This window comes from Sinomonas sp. P10A9, assembly GCF_041022165.1.
GTDB classification, from domain to species: Bacteria; Actinomycetota; Actinomycetes; order Actinomycetales; family Micrococcaceae; genus Sinomonas; species Sinomonas puerhi.
In genome coordinates this window covers 2,807,419-2,825,756 of the sequence record NZ_CP163302.1, presented here as the reverse complement: position 1 = coordinate 2,825,756, position 18,338 = coordinate 2,807,419, and the positions used below count along the sequence as shown (strand labels likewise).

The 18,338-nt window shown below is 67.6% G+C and carries 18 protein-coding genes; 12 read left to right on the top strand and 6 right to left on the bottom strand.

Going from position 1 to position 18,338, the window contains the following annotated elements; all coding sequences use genetic code 11:
- Window positions 1-97: 97 nt before the first annotated feature.
- The 5 genes from AB5L97_RS12860 (at window position 98) to AB5L97_RS12840 (ending at window position 7,629) form a co-directional block, all read left to right on the top strand.
- On the top strand, window positions 98-1,876 hold the full coding sequence (locus tag AB5L97_RS12860) for an ABC transporter ATP-binding protein (RefSeq protein WP_369047435.1): 1,779 nt from the start codon (window positions 98-100) through the stop codon (window positions 1,874-1,876).
- A 273-nt stretch (window positions 1,877-2,149) separates the two neighbouring features.
- The gene (locus AB5L97_RS12855; protein ID WP_307957984.1) at window positions 2,150-3,835 is read left to right on the top strand and encodes a peptide ABC transporter substrate-binding protein; all 1,686 of its coding nucleotides are present in this window, start codon (window positions 2,150-2,152) and stop codon (window positions 3,833-3,835) included.
- 119 nt (window positions 3,836-3,954) lie between these two features.
- A complete protein-coding gene (locus AB5L97_RS12850; RefSeq protein ID WP_369044952.1) occupies window positions 3,955-4,884 on the top strand; it encodes an ABC transporter permease in 930 nt (309 codons plus the stop codon).
- On the top strand, window positions 4,874-5,824 hold the full coding sequence (locus AB5L97_RS12845) for an ABC transporter permease (protein ID WP_307957982.1): 951 nt from the start codon (window positions 4,874-4,876) through the stop codon (window positions 5,822-5,824). Before AB5L97_RS12850 ends, AB5L97_RS12845 begins: the two co-directional genes overlap by 11 nt.
- Complete coding sequence (locus AB5L97_RS12840) at window positions 5,821-7,629, top strand: dipeptide ABC transporter ATP-binding protein (protein ID WP_369044951.1); 1,809 nt, start codon at window positions 5,821-5,823, stop codon at window positions 7,627-7,629. The genes AB5L97_RS12845 and AB5L97_RS12840 overlap by 4 nt, the downstream gene beginning before the upstream one ends.
- Before the next feature lie 47 nt (window positions 7,630-7,676).
- Here AB5L97_RS12840 and AB5L97_RS12835 read toward each other — a convergent pair whose 3' ends face one another.
- On the bottom strand, window positions 7,677-8,570 hold the full coding sequence (locus AB5L97_RS12835) for an SGNH/GDSL hydrolase family protein (RefSeq protein ID WP_369044950.1): 894 nt from the start codon (window positions 8,568-8,570) through the stop codon (window positions 7,677-7,679).
- Window positions 8,571-8,800: 230 nt separating this feature from the next.
- Between AB5L97_RS12835 and typA the strand changes: the two genes are divergently transcribed.
- The gene (gene typA / locus AB5L97_RS12830; protein WP_307957979.1) at window positions 8,801-10,726 is read left to right on the top strand and encodes a translational GTPase TypA; all 1,926 of its coding nucleotides are present in this window, start codon (window positions 8,801-8,803) and stop codon (window positions 10,724-10,726) included.
- A 162-nt stretch (window positions 10,727-10,888) separates the two neighbouring features.
- On the opposite strand, the gene AB5L97_RS12825 is transcribed toward typA, so the two are convergent.
- A complete protein-coding gene (locus AB5L97_RS12825) occupies window positions 10,889-11,380 on the bottom strand; it encodes an ArsR/SmtB family transcription factor (protein ID WP_369044949.1) in 492 nt (163 codons plus the stop codon).
- Window positions 11,381-11,439: 59 nt separating this feature from the next.
- Here AB5L97_RS12825 and AB5L97_RS12820 point away from each other — a divergent pair, with 59 nt between their 5' ends.
- Complete coding sequence (locus AB5L97_RS12820; protein ID WP_369044948.1) at window positions 11,440-12,714, top strand: MFS transporter; 1,275 nt, start codon at window positions 11,440-11,442, stop codon at window positions 12,712-12,714.
- On the opposite strand, the gene AB5L97_RS12815 is transcribed toward AB5L97_RS12820, so the two are convergent.
- The 3 genes from AB5L97_RS12815 to AB5L97_RS12805 form a co-directional block, all read right to left on the bottom strand.
- On the bottom strand, window positions 12,711-13,112 hold the full coding sequence (locus AB5L97_RS12815) for a hypothetical protein (protein ID WP_369044947.1): 402 nt from the start codon (window positions 13,110-13,112) through the stop codon (window positions 12,711-12,713). The genes AB5L97_RS12820 and AB5L97_RS12815 overlap by 4 nt on opposite strands.
- 211 nt (window positions 13,113-13,323) lie before the next feature.
- Window positions 13,324-13,794: a hypothetical protein gene (locus AB5L97_RS12810; protein WP_307957975.1), complete on the bottom strand. Its 471-nt coding sequence runs from the start codon at window positions 13,792-13,794 to the stop codon at window positions 13,324-13,326.
- A gap of 108 nt (window positions 13,795-13,902) precedes the next feature.
- Window positions 13,903-14,502, bottom strand: a complete 600-nt coding sequence (locus AB5L97_RS12805) for a TetR/AcrR family transcriptional regulator (protein ID WP_307957974.1) — start codon at window positions 14,500-14,502, stop codon at window positions 13,903-13,905.
- A 120-nt stretch (window positions 14,503-14,622) separates the two neighbouring features.
- Between AB5L97_RS12805 and AB5L97_RS12800 the strand changes: the two genes are divergently transcribed.
- The 3 genes from AB5L97_RS12800 to AB5L97_RS12790 are packed head-to-tail and all read left to right on the top strand — an operon-like array spanning window position 14,623 to window position 16,438.
- On the top strand, window positions 14,623-15,237 hold the full coding sequence (locus AB5L97_RS12800) for a DUF6230 family protein (RefSeq protein WP_307957973.1): 615 nt from the start codon (window positions 14,623-14,625) through the stop codon (window positions 15,235-15,237).
- Window positions 15,228-15,677 carry a DUF6114 domain-containing protein gene (locus AB5L97_RS12795; protein ID WP_369044946.1) on the top strand — a complete coding sequence of 150 codons (450 nt, stop codon included), beginning with the start codon at window positions 15,228-15,230 and terminating at the stop codon, window positions 15,675-15,677. Before AB5L97_RS12800 ends, AB5L97_RS12795 begins: the two co-directional genes overlap by 10 nt.
- Window positions 15,674-16,438 (top strand): hypothetical protein, encoded by a 765-nt coding sequence (locus AB5L97_RS12790; protein ID WP_369044945.1) that lies wholly within the window; start codon window positions 15,674-15,676, stop codon window positions 16,436-16,438. Before AB5L97_RS12795 ends, AB5L97_RS12790 begins: the two co-directional genes overlap by 4 nt.
- On the opposite strand, the gene AB5L97_RS12785 is transcribed toward AB5L97_RS12790, so the two are convergent.
- A complete protein-coding gene (locus tag AB5L97_RS12785) occupies window positions 16,435-16,674 on the bottom strand; it encodes a hypothetical protein (protein WP_307957970.1) in 240 nt (79 codons plus the stop codon). The genes AB5L97_RS12790 and AB5L97_RS12785 overlap by 4 nt on opposite strands.
- A gap of 133 nt (window positions 16,675-16,807) precedes the next feature.
- On the opposite strand from AB5L97_RS12785, the gene fdxA reads away from it, so the two are divergent.
- Both fdxA and dapC read left to right on the top strand, forming a co-directional pair.
- Entirely contained in the window at window positions 16,808-17,134 is a 327-nt protein-coding gene (gene fdxA / locus AB5L97_RS12780) for a ferredoxin (protein ID WP_307957969.1), read from the top strand.
- A 2-nt stretch (window positions 17,135-17,136) separates the two neighbouring features.
- Window positions 17,137-18,294 carry a succinyldiaminopimelate transaminase gene (dapC, locus tag AB5L97_RS12775; protein ID WP_307957968.1) on the top strand — a complete coding sequence of 386 codons (1,158 nt, stop codon included), beginning with the start codon at window positions 17,137-17,139 and terminating at the stop codon, window positions 18,292-18,294.
- Window positions 18,295-18,338 lie beyond the last annotated feature (44 nt).

The following is an 18,338-nucleotide window of genomic DNA, read 5'->3' as shown; positions in this document are numbered from 1 at the left end:
GAACCTCGGCACAGCGGGCCGGCCCCGACGGGACGGACGGAGCCGCGACGCGAAGAACCGCGCCAACGGGTTCGGCGAGGACCTGGTCAAGGGCCAGATGGTCCTGGAGGTCAAGGACCTCAGCGTCGACTTCGGCGTTGAGAAGGAATGGGTCCCTGCGGCCATCGGCCTCAACTACGAGGTGCGTGCCGGAGAGGTGCTCGCGATCGTGGGCGAGTCCGGCTCGGGCAAGTCCGCTAGTTCCATGGCCCTGCTCGGGCTCCTGCCGTCCAACAGCCAGGTCTCGGGCAGCGTCAAGCTCATGGGCCGGGAGCTCTTGGGCAAGGACAGGGCGTCCGCGGGGCGTTCCGTGCGGGGCAACGACGTGGCTGTCATCTTCCAGGAGCCCATGACGGCGCTCAACCCGGTGTACACGATCGGCAATCAGATCGTCGAGACGATCCGCCTCCACAACCCGGTCTCCCCGGACGAGGCGAAGGCCCGAGCGATCAAGATGCTCGAGCTCGTCGAGCTGCCAGACCCCGAGAAGGCGTTCAAGTCCTATCCGCACCAGCTCTCGGGCGGCCAGCGCCAGCGCGCCATGATCGCACAGTCGCTCTCGTGCGACCCGAAGCTGCTCATCGCCGACGAGCCGACCACGGCGCTCGATGTGACCGTGCAGGCCGAGATCCTCGACCTCATGCGCCATCTCAAGGACAAGCTCAACTCGGCGGTCATCCTCATCACCCACGACATGGGGGTGGTCGCCGACCTCGCCGACCGGATCGCCGTCATGCGGCGTGGCCTGATCGTCGAGGCCGGCACGGCCGGGGAGATCTTCCACAACCCCCAGCACGAGTACACGCGGGCGCTCCTCGCGGCTGTTCCCCACCTCGGGCAGGGCGGCGAGGGGACGGAGGACGACGTTGACATCACGGCCGCCCTCGCTGCGGCCACGGGTGCGGAGCTCGAGGCAGTCGACCCCGCCGAACTCGCCCAGCGCGAGAGGGAGAACCGCGCGGCGCTTGCTGCGGCCACAGCCGCCGAGGAGCGCCGCGGCGCCCCCATCCTGCAGCTCGCCGACGTCGCGATCGAGTACCCCAAGCAGGGGCGCGTTCCGGCCTTCCGTGCGGTCGAGGGCGCCGACCTCGTCGTGTACCCGGGCCAGGTCGTGGGGCTCGTCGGCGAGTCGGGTTCGGGCAAGACGACGATCGGCCGCGCCGCCGTCGGCCTCCTGCCGGTTGCGGAGGGCTCGCTCAAGGTGGGCGGCAAGGAGATCTCGGGGCTGAAGAAGAACTCCAAGGAGCTCCATGACATCCGCAGGTCGGTGGGCATGGTGTTCCAGGACCCCTCGTCCTCGCTGAACCCGCGCCTGCCCATCGGCGAGTCCATCGGTGAGCCCATGCTGCTCGCGGGAGTCGCGAAGGGCGCGGAGCTCCAGAAGCGCGTCGAGACGCTTCTGGACCAGGTTGAGCTTCCGCGGTCCTATCGGAACCGGTACCCGCACGAGCTCTCCGGCGGGCAGAAGCAGCGCGTCGGCATCGCCCGTGCGCTTTCGCTCAAGCCGAAGCTCATGGTCGCCGACGAGCCTACCTCGGCGCTCGACGTCTCCGTTCAGGCGAAGGTCCTCGAGCTCTTCCAGGGGCTGCAGAAGGAGCTCGGTTTCGCGTGCCTGTTCGTCACGCACGATCTCGCCGTCATCGACGTCCTCGCCGACCACATCTGCGTCATGCAGCGCGGCCGGATCGTCGAGCAGGGCTCGCGTGACCAGATCCTCCGCAACCCGCAGGAGGCCTATACCCAGCGCCTCCTCGCTGCTGTGCCGCTCCCGGACCCCGAGAAGCAGCGCGAGCGCCGTGAGCTGCGCGAGCTGCTCCTCGCGAGCGGGATCGAGTGAGGCGAGCGGCCGGAGCCTTCCCCGCACGACGCCGCGCGGCTGGCTGAGCGGGCAACGCACCGCGAACACGAGAGGACCCTGGACGAGGGCCCTCTCGTCGTGCTGCCCGAAGGCCGCCGAGGCATGATCACGATTTCGCAAACGGTTCTTTCGTATTTTCAGATTCGGGCTAGGCTGGATCTCTATAAGCCAAGTCACAGGGACGAGTGCTTGGCAACACAGGTTCTTGCGCTAGGCGGGGACCCATGCACCATTCAACGAAGGAGCAAGGAAATGCGTCTTTCACGCATGTCCAGGACCCTTGGGGTCGCCGCTTCTGTCGCGCTCGCGCTCAGCGCCTGCGGCGGCGGATCCGGCACCGGAGGGGGAACCCAGGCCACCGGCGATCCGAACAAGGTCATCACGGCGTACAGCAACGAGCCGCAGAATCCTCTCCTGCCTGCCAACACGAACGAGGTCTATGGCGGCCGCGTCGTGGACCAGCTGTTCGCCGGACTGAGGGCCTACGATCCCAACGGCAAGCCGGTCAACGACCTCGCCGAGAGCATCGACACGACGGATTCCCAGACCTGGACGATCAAGGTCAAGCAGGGGTCGAAGTTCACCAACGGCGAAGCCATCACCGCCAAGACGTTCGTTGACTCCTGGAACTTTGCGGCGCTGAGCACGAACCTCCAGAACAACGGGTTCTTCTTCGAGTCCCTCGAGGGCTATGACGCCGTCAGCGCCGTCAAGAAGGAGACGGGTGCCGATGGCAAGACCAAGACCACTCCGGCGCCGACGGCCCAGACCATGTCCGGCCTGAGCGCCAAGGACGATTCGACGATCACCGTCAAGCTCGCCCAGCCCGAGTCGGACTGGTCTCTGCGCCTCGGCTACTCGGCCTTCTATCCGCTTCCCTCCGAGGCGCTCAAGGACCCGAAGAAGTTCGGAGAGAACCCCGTGGGGAACGGCCCGTACAAGATGGCCAAGGACACGGGCTCCTGGGTTCATGACCAGTCGATCTCGCTCGTGAAGAACCCCGACTACAAGGGACCCCGCGAAGCCAAGAACGGCGGCGTGACCTTCAAGTTCTACACGGATCCGGGCCCGGCCTACACCGATCTCCAGGCGGACAACCTGGACGTCACCGACGTGCTGCCCTCGAACGCGCTCAAGACGTACACGAGCGACTTCCCCGACCGGAACTCGACCAAGCCGATCGCGACGGACTCGACGCTGAACATCCCGGGCTACAACCCGAACTTCCAGGGTGACGCGGGCAAGCTGCGTCGCCAGGCGCTCTCCTACGCGATCAACCGCGAGGAGATCGCGAAGGTCGTCTTCAACGGTACCCGCACGCCGGCGACGGGATACGCGCCGCCGGTCATCGAGGGTTACAAGGCCGACATTCCGGGCAACGAGGTGCTCAAGTACGATCCCGCGAAGGCCAAGGACCTCTGGGCCCAGGCCGAGAAGATCAAGCCGTACGACGGTTCGAAGCCGCTCCAGATCGCGTCGAACACCGATGGCGGGAACAAGGAGTGGATCGAGGCGGTCGCCAACAACTTCAAGAACAACCTCGGCATCCAGGCCGAGATCCAGCCGTTCGCGAAGTTCGCCGAGGTGCTCAACCTCCGCAAGTCGCAGAGCCTCCCGGGCCTGACGCGCGCTGGCTGGCAGGGCGACTACCCGTCGCTCTACAACTTCCTCGGACCGGTCTGGGCCACGGGAGCGTCCTCGAACTACGAGAAGTACTCGAACCCCGACTTCGACAAGCTCCTCAAGGAGGGCCTCGCGGCCAAGACCACGCAGGAGGCCAGCGACAAGTTCAACAAGGCCCAGGAGATCCTGTTCAAGGACCTGCCGGGCGTCCCTCTGTGGGACTACACGAGGCCGCTCGTGTGGAGCAACCACGTGGTCAAGGCCGAGTCCGGCTGGAACGGGGCCATCCTGTACTACAACATCCAGGCGAAGTGACGCGCGCCCGCGCGCTCTGATCGCAGCCGAGGGCCCGGCCACCCGCCGGGCCCTCGGCATCTGATAGGAAGGCCCAGCTCCATGGCACGATCCTGTGCCCAGCACGCCGGAGGGCCGCGATGATCCGCTACATCCTCCGCCGTCTGCTCCAAGTCATCCCGGTGTTCCTCGGGACGACTCTGCTCGTCTACTTCATGGTCTTCGCGCTCCCCGGAGACCCCATTGCTGCCCTCTTCGGTGACAGGCAACCGCCGCAGAGCGTCATCGACGCGCTGCGCGCCCAGTACCACCTCGACCAGCCGTTCCTCGTCCAGTACGGGATCTTCCTCAAGAACCTCTTCACGCTCGACCTGGGCGTCGACTTCACGCAGCAGCCCATCGCCGCGACGCTCGCCAGGATCTTCCCGGTCACGGCCATGCTTGCGGTCGAGGCGCTCGCCATCCAGGCGATCTTCGGAGTCCTGTTCGGCCTGTGGGCCGGCCTCCGCCGCGGCGGCATCTTCGATTCCACCGTTCTGATCGCCTCCCTCGTGGTCATTGCTGTTCCGACCTTCGTTCTGGGCTTCGTGTTCCAGCTCGTATTCGGCGTCTATCTCGGTTGGGCGAAGCCCACGGTGGGCGCTCAGGCCGACTGGGGCAACCTCCTCCTCCCGGCGATCGTGCTCGGCCTCGTCTCGTTCGCCTACGTGCTGCGTCTCACGAGGGCCTCGGTCATCGAGAACATGAACGCGGACTATGTCCGCACCGCAACCGCGAAGGGCCTGTCCCGCCCCCGCGTTGTGCTCGCCCACATCCTGCGCAACTCAATGATCCCGGTGGTGACCTATCTCGGCGCCAACCTCGGCGGCCTCATGGGCGGCGCGATTGTCACCGAGGGCATCTTCAACGTCCCCGGTGTGGGGAACAAGCTCTATCAGGCCACGCTGCGCGGCGAGGGCCCCACCGTGGTCGCGATCGTGAGCGTGCTCGTCCTCGTGTTCGTGCTCGCGAACCTGCTCGTGGACCTCCTGTATGCCTGGCTCGACCCGAGGATCCGCTATGAAGCCTGAACGCACTGAGGGGCACTTCGTTGCCCCGTTCGATGAGGTGGGGCTCGGCGCCACCGATGCCCTCCGGGTTGAAGAAGCCCCGCTGAGCCTGTGGGCCGACGCCTGGCGCAAGCTGCGCCGTCGCCCGCTGTTCATCATCTCCTCGATCATGATCCTCGCGCTCGTCTTCATCGCGCTCTTCCCCGGTGCCCTCACCCAGACCCCGCCGAATGAGAACTGCCTCCTGGAGAATTCCGAGGCTGGCCCGAGAGACGGTCACCCCTTTGGGTTCACCTTCCAGGGCTGCGACCTCTACTCGCGGGTGGTCCACGGGACCCAGGCCTCTCTGACGGTCGGCGTCCTCGCGGTGCTGTGCGTCCTCGTGATCGGCGTGACCTTCGGCGCTCTGGCGGGGTATTACGGCGGCTGGCTCGATGCACTCCTCGCGCGGCTCGGCGACATCTTCTTCGCCCTGCCGCTCGTGCTCGGAGCGCTCGTCATCACGCAGCTCCCGCTGTTCCGGGAGAACAAGAGCGTGTGGACGGTGGTGCTCGTCATTGCCATGCTGGCGTGGCCCCAAATGGCCCGCATCACGCGCGGAGCGGTCATCGAGGTGCGCAACGCGGACTTTGTGACCGCTGCCCGCTCGCTCGGTGTCTCGAGGTTCGGCGCGCTCCTGCGCCACGTGCTGCCCAATGCCATCGCCCCGGTGATCGTGCTCGCGACGCTCGAGCTCGGCGTGTTCATCGTCACGGAGGCAACGCTCTCGTTCCTCGGCATCGGCGTGCCCGAGTCCGTCATGTCATGGGGCCACGACATCGCGGCCGCACAGCAGTCGATCCGCACGAATCCGATGATCCTCATCTACCCGTCCGTGGCTTTGTCCCTCTGCGTGCTGAGCTTCATCATGCTCGGCGACGCGGTCCGCGACGCCCTCGACCCGAAGAGCAGGACCCGATGACCGAGAAGACTACTGCAGCCGGCATTCCGGCGATCATCGACGACGAGGGGCCCGGCGGTCGTCCGATCCTCGAGATCCGCGATCTGGAGATCGCCTTCACGACCAGCTCGGGCGAATTGAGGGCCGTCCGCGACGCCCACCTGAAGATCATGCCCGGCGAGACGCTCGCGATCGTGGGGGAGTCGGGATCTGGGAAGTCGACGACGGCGCTCGCCGCGATCGGCCTCCTGCCGAGCAACGGGCGCGTCACCGGGGGGCAGATCCTGCTCGACGGCGAGGACATCGCCCATGCGCCCGAGAAGCGCATGATCGAGCTGCGCGGCAACACGATCGGCATGGTCCCCCAGGACCCGATGTCCAACCTCAATCCGGTGTGGAAGATCGGCTACCAGGTCAGGGAGACGCTGCGTGCCAACGGGAAGGCGGACAAGCCGGCCGACGTCGCGCGCGCCCTCGCGGAAGCGGGGCTCCCGGACGCCGAGCGGCGCGCCAAGCAGTACCCGCATGAGTTCTCTGGAGGCATGCGTCAGCGCGCGCTCATCGCGATCGGGCTCTCGTGCGCGCCCAAGCTCCTGATTGCCGACGAACCGACCTCGGCCCTCGATGTCACGGTCCAGCGCAAGATCCTCGACCACCTCCAGACAATGACGGGGGAGCTCGGCACGTCGGTCCTCCTCATCACGCATGACCTCGGCCTCGCGGCCGAGCGCGCGGACAAGGTCGTGGTGATGTACCAGGGCAAGGTGGTGGAGTCTGGTCCCTCGCTCGAAATCCTGCGCAACCCCCTGCACCCGTACACGCAGCGGCTCGTGGCCAAGGCACCTTCGCTCGCATCCCGGCGCATCCAGGTGGCGAAGGAGGCCGGCATCGAGCCGACTGAGCTCCTGACAGCCTCGGACGAGGCCAGGGCCAAGGCTGCCGAGCGTGCCGAGGCGACGGCACTCGAAGCCGTGGAAACGCAGGAGACGCCCGCCGCGGCTGGGCCAGAGGAAGTGCCCGACGACGCGCTCGTGGTCGAGGACCTGACGAAGGTCTTCAAGCTCCGTTCCGGGGGGCTGGGTCGGTCAACAGACTTCACGGCGGTCGATTCCGTGAGCTTCCGGGTGCGCCGGGGAACCACCATGGCGATCGTGGGCGAGTCGGGCTCCGGCAAGTCGACGGTGGCCCAGATGGTCCTCCAGCTCCTGGCCCCGACCTCTGGCCGGATTGTGTTCGACGGCGTCGACACGGCGACGCTCGACCGGAAGCAGCTGTTCGCCTTCCGTCGTCGAGTCCAGCCGATCTTCCAGGACCCCTACGGCTCGCTCGATCCGATGTACAACATCTACCGGACCATTGAGGAGCCGCTGCGGACCCATGGCATCGGAGACAGGGCCTCACGCGAGCTCAAGGTTCGCGAGCTCCTGGACCAGGTCGCGCTTCCGCAGTCGGCGATGCAGCGGTACCCGAACGAGCTCTCGGGCGGTCAGCGCCAGCGGGTTGCCATTGCCCGCGCTCTGGCACTCGATCCCGAGGTGATCATCTGCGACGAGGCGGTCTCGGCCCTCGACGTCCTGGTCCAGGCGCAGGTCCTCAACCTGCTTGCGGACCTCCAGGAACGGCTCGGGCTGACGTACCTCTTCATCACGCACGACCTCGCTGTGGTGCGGCAGATCGCGGACCACGTGTGCGTCATGGAGAAAGGCAGGCTCGTCGAGACCGGGGCGACCGATTCGGTGTTCGACGCGCCGCAGCAGGACTACACGCGGGCGCTCCTGGATGCCATCCCGGGCGGCAAGCTACTGCTGCCGCCGGACCCCGCGTAGGGCGGACACGGAGGGTTCGGGGCAATCGGCCGCGGGGGGACTCAAGCTCAGGAGAGTGCGAGGCCTCTCGCGGCCAGCGCGTCAGCGAATACCGGGGCGAGACGTGCCTTGCCCGCAGGCTTGAGGTGCACCCCGTCGGCCAGCTCACCGGCGAGCCCATAGAGGGAGATCCAGTCGCCGCAGCCAACGAACGGAACATCGAGTGCGGCCGCGGTGCGGCCCAGGAGCGCATCGACCTCGGTCCGGCGTCCGCCGCCGTCGGCGGCCGACTTCGCGAGCGTTCCGACCATGACGATCCGGGCGCCGGGGTACGTGCGGCGCAGCTCGGCGAACAGGGTGATGGCGCCGTTGACAATCGCCGAATCGGCCGAATTGCGCGATGCGTCGTTCCCCCCGCCCTGGACCACGACGAGGCCCGGGCTGCCCGCGGGCACCCGCCAGTCGCCGAGCCTCAGTGCGTTGGCGTAGTCGTGGACCTTCGGGATGCCGACGGAATAGCCCGTGCCCCCGCTGCCGGCGAAGTACACCGAATACCCTGCGTGCTCGAGGCCCCGCCGCACCCAGCTGTCCGTCGGCTCTGACTGCGAGTCGCCGATCAGGACCGCGGCCCTCGAAAGATCCCCCAGCACAGGCTCGTTCCGCTGGGTGGCCGGATTGACGCTGAAGGAGCCGAGCGGAAGGCGATCCGGCGGCGTCAGGCGATGGGCCGGCGTCGTGCGTGGAATGATCGCGATCGGGGCAGTGCCATACGGCACCGCAGCGGGTGGCAAGACATGGAGGGCCGCGCCTTCCGTTGGACGGGATACGGTGCCGATGGCGCCGCCGGACGACGCCGGAAGTGCTTCGAGCGGGCCCGCACACCCCGCGAGGAGGGGCACCGCCATGGCACAGGACAGCGCGCGCAGGGTCAGACGCCCAGCGCTGCTGGAGGCTCGGTCCATGGGGTCCTTCAGAAGATGCGAACCTCACCATGATGCGGCCTACGATGGGATCTTCGCCACTGCGGGACACCCACGCACCGGGCAGCGCACGGAGCAGTGCGCCCGAGAGAGTAAAATTGAGGGTGCTGGCCCTGACAGGGTCTGTTCCGCTGTGCCCCCACTGCCTTTGACCGAAGGACCCCGCCGGGCGCCGGACAAGTTGCGACCCACTCGAAACGAGCCTCACGCGAATGACTGAAACCGTGTCCACTGCCTCCCGTACCGACCTCCGCAACGTCGCCATCGTCGCGCACGTCGACCATGGCAAGACGACCCTCGTCGACGCCATGCTCAAGCAGACCAATTCCTTTGCCTCCCATGGCGAGGTCGAGGAACGCGTGATGGACTCGGGTGACCTCGAGCGTGAAAAGGGCATCACGATCCTCGCCAAGAACACGGCCGTCCGCTACGCGGGCCCGGCTGCGGCAGGGGCCGGTGAGCCCGAGGGCATCACGATCAACGTCATCGACACCCCCGGCCACGCCGACTTCGGCGGCGAGGTCGAGCGTGGGCTCTCGATGGTCGACGGCGTGGTCCTCCTCGTCGACGCGTCTGAAGGTCCGCTCCCGCAGACCCGGTTCGTGCTGCGCAAGGCGCTCGCGGCGCATCTTCCCGTGATCCTCGTGGTCAACAAGACGGACCGCCCTGACGCGCGGATCGACGAGGTCGTCCATGAGTCGATGGACCTCCTTCTGGGCCTTGCGTCCGATCTGGCCGACGAGGTCCCCGATCTCGACCTCGACAAGGTCCTCGACGTGCCTGTCGTCTACGCTGCCGCGAGGGTGGGCGCTGCGTCGCTCGAGCAGCCCGCCAACGGCGAGGCTCCGGGCAACGACAACCTCGAGCCCCTCTTTGAGACGATCCTCAAGCACATCCCGGCTCCGACCTACGACCCTGAGGGTGTTCTCCAGGCCCACGTGACCAACCTCGACGCGTCGCCGTTCCTCGGCCGCCTCGCGCTCCTGCGCATCTACAACGGCACACTCCACAAGGGCCAGCAGGTCGCCTGGGCCCGGCACGACGGTTCGCTCAAGACCGTCAAGATCACCGAGCTCCTCGCCACCAAGGCCCTCGACCGCGTCCCCGCCGAGTCCGCGGGTCCCGGTGACATCGTCGCCGTCGCCGGCATCGAGGACATCACGATCGGCGAGACCCTCACCGACGTCGAGAACCCGCAGCCGCTGCCGCTCATCACCGTCGACGATCCCGCGATCTCGATGACGGTGGGTATCAACACGTCCCCACTAGCCGGGCGCGTCAAGGGTGCCAAGGTCACGGCGCGCCAGGTCAAGGACCGCCTCGACAAGGAGCTCATCGGCAACGTCTCCATCCGCGTCCTGCCGACCGAGCGGCCGGACGCGTGGGAGGTCCAGGGCCGTGGCGAGCTGGCCCTGGCCATCCTCGTCGAGCAGATGCGCCGCGAGGGCTTCGAGCTCACGGTCGGCAAGCCGCAGGTCGTGACCAAGAAGGTCGACGGCAAGGTGCACGAGCCGATCGAGCACATGACGATCGACGTCCCCGAGGAGTACCTCGGCGCGGTGACGCAGCTGCTCGCGGCACGCAAGGGCCGCATGACCAACATGGCGAACCACGGCACCGGCTGGGTCCGCATGGAGTTCATGGTCCCGTCCCGCGGCCTCATCGGTTTCCGCACCAAGTTCCTCACGGACACGCGCGGCGCCGGCATCGCGTCGTCGATCTCCGAGGGCTACGAGCCGTGGGCCGGCGAGATCGAGTACCGCACCAACGGCTCGCTCATCGCGGACCGCGCCGGTGTGGCGACCCCGTTCGCCATGATCAACCTCCAGGAGCGCGGCTCGTTCTTCATCCAGCCCACGGCTGAGGTGTACGAGGGCATGATCGTGGGGGAGAACTCGCGCGCTGATGACATGGACGTGAACATCACCAAGGAGAAGAAGCTCACGAACATGCGTTCGGCTACGGCCGACAACTTCGAGGGCCTCACCCCGCCGCGGACGCTCACGCTCGAGGAGTCCCTTGAGTTCGCCCGCGAGGACGAATGCGTCGAGATCACCCCGGAGTCGATCCGCATCCGCAAGGTCGTCCTCGACGCGAACGAGCGGCTCAAGGCGGCTCGCAGCCGCTCCCGCGCCTGACTCCTTGCTCCGTCTCGGGTCCAGATCTCGCGTCTGATTCGGCATTGCGGGTACCACGACGGCCGGTGCCTTCCGCGCGGAAGGCACCGCCCGTCGTCGTACGCGTACCCGAAAGGCGAAACCAGGTGGGAGATCGGTAACCGAATCGGCAGGGGTGGCGGATCAGTCGGCGGCGGCGTCTCGGTGCTGGGCGATCATGAGCGAGATAGCCTCGCCGTCGGGATCGCTGGGCAGTGCCACGAACTCGTCGACGATGGCGCGGAGCCGGCCCATGAGGTCGTCCCGATGCTCCTGGTTGAGCTTGAGCCCGACCCTCCAGACGGAGATGTCCTCCGGCGCCAGGGCCGCGGTCTCCTGGACGAAGGTCTCAATCAGTACTGGGGCGACGTCGTCGACATGCTGGCTCCACGATTTGCGTGTGGCCAGATAGGGGACCTCCTTGGCCCCGCGGGCGCCGCGGCGCTCGGGCTGCGACTCAAGGAATCCCGTCGCCACGAGGGTGCGCACGTGGTGGAGGCACGAGGCGGGGTTGATCCCCAGCCGATCTGCGATCTCCTTGTTGGTACGCGGCTGGTGGAGGCACATCCGCAGGATGCGCAGGCGCAGCGGTGAACTGAGCGCGCGGCCCTTCGCGGCCTCGTCTGGCTCCGACATGGCACCAGCCTATCGATGAGTGATTGACACTTCCCAATCACTTGACCCAGACTGGCCGCGTGTCCCCTGAAACGCCCGCAGAGCTGACCGCGCCGACTCTCCTTCGGAGCCGCTCGTTCCTCGCCTTCTGGACCGGGGAGGGCGTCAGTCAGCTCGGCGTCCAGCTCGGCCAGCTCGCGCTTCCCGTGCTCGCCGTGAGCCTCCTCGGGGCGGCGGAGATGGAGCTCGGCGTGCTCAACGCGGCCGCAATGGCGGCCTTCCTCATCGTCGGACTCCCGGCTGGCGCGTGGGTGGACCGCTGGCTCAAGCGACGCACCATGATCCGGGCGGACCTCGCACGGATGGTTGCGATGGCATGCGTCCCCGTGCTGTGGTGGGCCGGAGTGCTGCAGATGTGGCATCTCTACGTCGTCGCGGCCGTGGTCGGCGTCGCAACAGTCTTCTTCGATGTCGCCTACCAGAGCTACATTCCACTCCTCGTCCACCGGAGTCAGATCGCCGATGCGAACGGCAAGCTCGAGGCGACCGCGCAGGTCGCCCGCATGGGCGGCCCCGCGCTCGGCGGCTTCCTCCTGGCTCTCGTCAGTGCCCCGGTGCTCTTCGCCGCCGAGTCGGCGGGCTACCTCGTGTCGGCACTCTGCCTCACCCGTGTCCACGACGCGGAGATGCTGCCTGAGCGACGCGAGGACAGCAGCCTCTGGGTGGAGATCCGTGAAGGCGGTGCCTTCGTGGCAAGGCATCCGCTCATCCGGCGGATCGTGGCCAGCACCGCGATCGGCAACCTGTTCTCGTCCGTGGCCTACGTGCTCCTGCCGCTGGTCATCCTTCGCGAGCTCAACCTCGGGGCCGCCGGGTTCGGCGTCATGCTCTCCATCGGGTCCGTGGGCGGGCTCGTCGGTGCGGTGGCCGCCCCCCGCCTCGGCGCGCGGATCGGGGAGGGCCCGCTGCTTCCGATCGGGCTCATGGTCGGCGGGGCCGGTGGGGTACTTCTCCCTCTCGCGCTCGTGGCTGGCCCTGGGCCATGGGCGCCCGTGCTGTTGAGCGTGGGCGAGTTCTCGATGAGCTTCGGCGTGATCGTCTACAACGTGATGCAGGTGAGCATGCGCCAGCGTATCTGCCCGCCGCGGCTGCTCGGGCGGATGAACGCGTCCATCCGCTGCGTCGTGTGGGGCGTCATGCCCATCGGCTCGCTCCTCGGCGGGTGGCTGGGGGAGAGGATCGGGCTTGTTCCGACGCTGTGGATCGGGATCGTCGGTGGGCTCGTCGCGATCCTACCCGTGGCCCTCGGCCCGTTCTTCAGGCTCCGGACGCTGCCGGACGCGGTCCAGGACTAGGCCATCTGGGCTCTCGGGACGAGCATCTCCTGATGCTCGGCCGCACAGTAGACGGTCCACTCTCCTTCGACTTCCAGGGCGAGACCGCTTTCGGCGTCGGTCACAACAAGGTCTGACCAGGTGGCGGAGAGGAGCCGTACACGTGAGCCCTTCGGCGCGGGCGCCTTGTCCAGCAGTGAGGACAACGGCGGAGCCCCGACGGTGAGACCCGCCGTGGCGTGCCTGAAGTGCCCGGGGCGGAGGCCGGCGTGGTCCGACCGTACGCTCAGAGCTGTGATCCGGCGCCCCGTTCCGCCAGGCTCGGGCCCGGTCCGTTCGAGGACGGCCGTGAATCGGGCTGACGCGTGAATCGCGTGGCTCAGGCGTCCGGACTCGGCGTGATCTTCGTCGACATCCACGTGGAGCCCGCAGTCGAGTGCGCGCACTGCAACGGACGCGATGCGCGCTGGATGTCGAGGGTTGGAGACTGGGTCTGCGGGTCCGGACAAATGGGTACGCGGACGAGCGAGCAGGGTTCGGAGTGACATGGCAGGCGGCTTTGTCTCGGGGCGGTCCGACCCAGCTTCGGCTCACCAATTGTCCAATTGATGGTCATATTGTAGGGAGCACCTACTTGCTCCGCAAGGGCATGGCCCATTCACCGCGGACCCGTGTGACCAGGCGGTGCCTGTGGTCGGTGACCATGAGGTCTGTCCATGCGGAGTCGACGAGCACCACGCCGCGACCGTCGGGAGCGCCGATCCGCGGCCAGAAGCGCTGGGGATGCGGTGTGCCGAGGAGGAGGGAAGCGCCCGCGAGGGTCAACCCTTCACGCCTGAACGCGCCGTCACACGACTCGATGCTCGCAATGGCCCGGCGGACAGTGCTCCCATCCGGGCCACGCCGTTCGAGGACCGCCGTGAAGCGTGCCGTTGCGCGGGCGCGGCCTAACTGCACCAAGCCAAGAACCGAGAGGCCGACGTCGACGCAGAGACCTTCCGCGCAGGGATGGACCGAGACGTGGTCGAGCCTGGGTTCTTCGAGCACAAGGTGCGGAATGCTCGTCCGGGCGATCGCGCCCAGCAGGGAGTTCAAGGACATGGCCGGCCTCCTGAGGGGCCGGCCCAGCTCCAACCCAATTAAACCATCAATTGGATTTAATAGTAGGTGCGGCGGCCTTGGCCCACAAGGGGGCGATGCCTTCCGAGCTCAGAGCCTCTGGTCGTGGATGGAGTTCACCATCCCATGCAGGGATGCCTCCAGGAACTGCACCACCTCATCGGCCGCAGTGTTGCGCTCGATCGCGAGGCTGATGAGCGACTCCTCGGCGAACGCGACCCAGGATCGCAGGGCCACGCGCAACAACGTAGTGTCCGCCAACCCGAGCTCGATGAAGGCTTCGCGCAGGCGTTCGGCATTGAGCTCACGTGACTCATCGATGATCACGCGCACCGCGGGGTCGCCGCTTGCGGCCCCTCTGACCATTGAGTAGAAGGTGCCGTGGTGCTGCTGCACGAACTGGGTGATCCTCAGCAGCGTGTCCCGGACCCGCTCCCGCGGGGCGAGGTCCTCGCGCGGAGTCGTGGCGAGGAGAAGGCTGTCCCGCGCCGTCGTGACCACGGCAAGCTGCATGCCTTGGCGGGTTTCGAAGTAATGGAACAGCAGGGCGCGTGAAACGCCGGCCAAGCGGGCGAGCTCGTCCATCGTCAGTTCGTCCAGAGTGTGGTCGGTCAGGAAGTTCACTCCGGCCGCGACGAGCTGCGCTCTCCGGTCCTGAGGGTTGAGGCGGGCGCGCTGCGGTTCGGACACAGCAGAAATTCTACTGACTCGAGAAGAGTCGGCGAGGCCGCTATTGACTCAGAGTCAACAGTGCCGATATCTTCGACCGTGTTGCCGCCGTCACGGGCGGCGCCCACGTCAGGAGGATCAATGAAGTTCCCCGTCTCGCAGCGCATCCGATCGATGGGTGCATCCCATGCAGGCCGCATCATGCTCTTTGCCGTGCCCTCGGCCGCGGCCGCATCGCTCCTCATGGGCGGCATCGCCCAAGGGGCGGTACCCGTGTCCTTCGCCGTGTCCGGCAGCCAGTTCCAGATCGGCGCCTCGAGGCTCGAGGGAACCGGGTTCTCCCAGTACGCCGGGGTCGCGAAGGATACCGAGGGGAAGGATCACCCGGTTGCGATCGCCAACATCAAGAGCGCAACCCTCTCTGACCTGTGCCAGTCCGTGGTCACGCAGACCCCGTTGGGCACGGTCGGGGTGCTCATCAAAGCCGGCGGCGGGAACAACCCTGCCTCGGCTTCCGATCTTCAGATCGGAATGACCGGCCTGAAGGGCGATTCCACCTTCGGCAAGATCCGCATCGGCGTGGACGCCTCGACGGTCAACACCGCCGCGAAGGGCTCGGCAGGCGACTTCGCCCAGGACTCAGACAGCATCACGATCACGAATCTGCAGCAGACGGCGTGGAGTACGCAGGCATCGGTGTTCACCCTGACCGGGATGAGCCTGGATCTGACGGATGGGTCCAAGGCATGCTTCTGAGCGGTGGCACGTCGTCGACGACGGAGAACAGTGCTCCCGCGCCGTCGCGGAGTGCGAAGGCGTCCGGGAAGGCCAGCCGATTCCGGCACTGGCGCCGGCAGCGGCCGTTCGTCGGCGGGTTGCTGGCCATGCTCGGCGGGGTGGAGATGTTCTTCTCGGGTCAGCTCGACCTTGGCCATCTTCACATCCAGCTGGGGATCGAGGGACTTCAGGCCACCGTCATCCCGATCGTGCTGGTGCTTCTCGGAGTCCTGTCCGTGACCATGCCGCCGCATCACGTGTTCTATGGGGTTCTGACACTGGTGGTCGCTGTCTACTCGCTCGTCGGGGTTAACATGGGCGGCTTCCTCGTCGGCATGCTGCTCTCGGTGGTCGGAGGCGTGCTGGTCGCGGCGTGGATGGGCCCGCCGGGGGCCAAGCGGGGAACGTGGGCAGGGTGAATCTCCGCCGTGCCCGCACCCTCGCCGCCGTGGCGTCCGGCTCGCTCCTCACCCTGCCGTTCGTCCTCGGAGCGGCGAGGATCCCCGACAGCGTGCCGACGGCGCTGTGTGTGCCACTCGTCGTGTCCTGCCCGTCCGAGACCCCGAGTCCTTCGCCTTCGGGCACGGCACCTACCCAGGCGCCGGGGCCCTTGCCCGCTGTGGGCGGCACTCTGCTGCCGGGGCTTGGATCCGGCCCCAGCCTGCCCGCGCTTCCCGGCGCAGGATCCGGGGCGGACCCGGCTGCCATCGCGACCCCGGAACCCACGTCCAGCGCGCCTGTGGCGGCGCCTCGGGACAGCGGAACACCGATCTTCACCAAGACTCCGGCCTCGATGGGCTCCCAGAGCCTGTCCTTCACGGGGCTGAGTTCGATCAGCGTCGTCACCGTGCCGACCGCCGACGGCAGCGGCGTCCGCGTTCTGAAGATCACGGCAGACTCGATCACCATCACGGGGTTCACCCTGACGGTGCGCCCGCCCAACGGGCCCGGGTTGGTCACGTCCGCCGACAAGACGGTGCTCAGCGGACACGTCAGCGTCTATCTGGGATCTGTCACCGCGACAACCTCCAACGGGCGGAGCCTCACCCTGGGCACCGACACACCGCCACCGCTCGACGACGTGGCTCCGGGCCTGCTCCGAGTCACCATGGGGCTTGTCGGCTCGACGGCGGATTCGGTCAGCTATGCGAACACCAATCAGCGGATGGTGCAGCCCTAGCCCTCGGGTCGGCGAGCCGCCCGACGCGGAGGAGGCGGAGGGACTGGCTTCGCAGCCACGACGTCTTCGAGAAGCACGACGGCGTTGCCGCGCCTCGTGCGGATGGTGACCGTTGCGCCGTCGTGCGCTACCAGATCCCCGAGCGTGTCCGCGAAGCCGCCCTCGATCCGGCGGCGCACCACCACGCGCGTACCCGGGGCGAGCGAGCGCAGGAGTTCGACGGGAGAGGACGGCACGCTCCATCGTAGTGCTACGGCACGTGTCTCCGTGGAGTGGCGGGAGCCAGCCGGGAGATAATAGGCTCAATCGGCCCCGGTAGATCTGCGAGAAGACGTCAGCAGTGAGGGCGAGGGAAGAGAGGGTGGCACCGTGACATACGTGATCGCACAGCCGTGCGTCGATGTGAAGGACAAGGCCTGCGTCGAGGAATGTCCCGTCGACTGCATCTATGAAGGCGAACGGTCCCTCTACATCCACCCGGACGAGTGCGTCGACTGCGGTGCGTGCGAGCCCGTGTGCCCGGTCGAGGCGATCTACTACGAGGACGATGTTCCGGACGAGTGGGCCGACTACTACAAGGCCAACGTCGAGTTCTTCGACGACCTCGGTTCCCCGGGCGGGGCGGCGAAGCTCGGCAACACGGGCAAGGACCACCCGCTCGTTGCGGCCCTCCCTCCACAGAACGCAGCCAGCTGAGCGTGGAGCCAGGACGCAGCGCCACGGGCCGGGCTTTCGGGCTGGACCTGCCCGACTACCCCTGGGAGGCCATGGCCCCGTACGCGGCGAAGGCGGCCCGGCACCCCGGTGGTGCCGTGAACCTCTCGATCGGCACGCCTGTTGACCCCACCCCAGAGGTGGTGCAGGAAGCGCTCAAGGCGGCCTCCGATGCGCACGGGTATCCCACCGTGCACGGCACGCAGGCGCTGCGCGAGGCGGTCGTCGAGTGGTTCGCCCGGCGCCGCGGCGTCACGGGCCTCGACGAGCAGGCCGTCATGCCGACCATCGGCTCCAAGGAGCTCGTGGCGTGGCTGCCGTTCCTGCTGGGGCTCGGCGAGGGCGACGTGGTGGTGCGTCCCGCCGTCGCCTACCCGACCTATGACATCGGGGCGCGTCTGGCGGGTGCAACCGCGGTCGCCGCGGACAGCCTCGATGAGCTCGACGACGCGACGCTCGCACGCGTGCGGCTCGTGTGGCTCAACTCTCCGGGCAACCCGACCGGGGCGGTGCGGAGCGCTGACGAGCTGCGCGGCGCCGTCGACCGCGCGCGTTCGCTCGGTGCGGTTGTGGCCTCAGACGAGTGCTATGCCGAGCTCGGCTGGGGTGCGTGGGACCTGCAGCGCGGCGGGCAGGCCGTTCCGTCGGTGCTCGATCCCCGCGTGAGCGGCGGGGACCTCACCGGGCTCCTGAGCGTCTACTCGCTGAGCAAGCAGTCCAACCTCGCCGGGTACCGTGCTGCATTCGTCGCGGGTGCCCCAGAGCTCATGCCGAACCTCGTCAACAGCCGCAAGCACGCGGGCATGATCATGCCCTATCCGGTCCAGGAGGCCATGCGCGTGGCGCTCGGCGACGAGGCCCATGTGCTGGCGCAGAAGGACCTCTACCGGTCGCGCCGCGAGCGGCTCCTCCCTGCCCTCGAGGAATTCGGGCTCACGCTCTCGCACTCCGAGGCGGGACTGTACCTTTGGTGCACCGCCGGCGAGGACACGTGGGCTACGGTCGATCGCCTCGCCGGGCTGGGGATCGTGGTTGGCCCGGGCGTGTTCTACGGGGACGACGGCGCGGGCTACATCCGTGTGGCCCTCACGGGGACCGACGAGCGCATCGACGCCGCTGTGGAGCGCCTGACCTCCCGATAGTCCAGCGAACGTGACAGGACTCACGGGACCGGCGGTATCGATTA

Coding starts and splice junctions, on each gene's coding strand:
- AB5L97_RS12860 (WP_369047435.1), top strand. CDS start 98: ATGGTCCTGGAGGTCAAGGACCTCAGCGTCGACTTCGGCGTTGAGAAG.
- AB5L97_RS12855 (WP_307957984.1), top strand. CDS start 2,150: ATGCGTCTTTCACGCATGTCCAGGACCCTTGGGGTCGCCGCTTCTGTC.
- AB5L97_RS12850 (WP_369044952.1), top strand. CDS start 3,955: ATGATCCGCTACATCCTCCGCCGTCTGCTCCAAGTCATCCCGGTGTTC.
- AB5L97_RS12845 (WP_307957982.1), top strand. CDS start 4,874: ATGAAGCCTGAACGCACTGAGGGGCACTTCGTTGCCCCGTTCGATGAG.
- AB5L97_RS12840 (WP_369044951.1), top strand. CDS start 5,821: ATGACCGAGAAGACTACTGCAGCCGGCATTCCGGCGATCATCGACGAC.
- AB5L97_RS12835 (WP_369044950.1), bottom strand. CDS start 8,570: ATGGACCGAGCCTCCAGCAGCGCTGGGCGTCTGACCCTGCGCGCGCTG.
- typA (WP_307957979.1), top strand. CDS start 8,801: ATGACTGAAACCGTGTCCACTGCCTCCCGTACCGACCTCCGCAACGTC.
- AB5L97_RS12825 (WP_369044949.1), bottom strand. CDS start 11,380: ATGTCGGAGCCAGACGAGGCCGCGAAGGGCCGCGCGCTCAGTTCACCG.
- AB5L97_RS12810 (WP_307957975.1), bottom strand. CDS start 13,794: ATGTCCTTGAACTCCCTGCTGGGCGCGATCGCCCGGACGAGCATTCCG.
- AB5L97_RS12800 (WP_307957973.1), top strand. CDS start 14,623: ATGAAGTTCCCCGTCTCGCAGCGCATCCGATCGATGGGTGCATCCCAT.
- AB5L97_RS12795 (WP_369044946.1), top strand. CDS start 15,228: ATGCTTCTGAGCGGTGGCACGTCGTCGACGACGGAGAACAGTGCTCCC.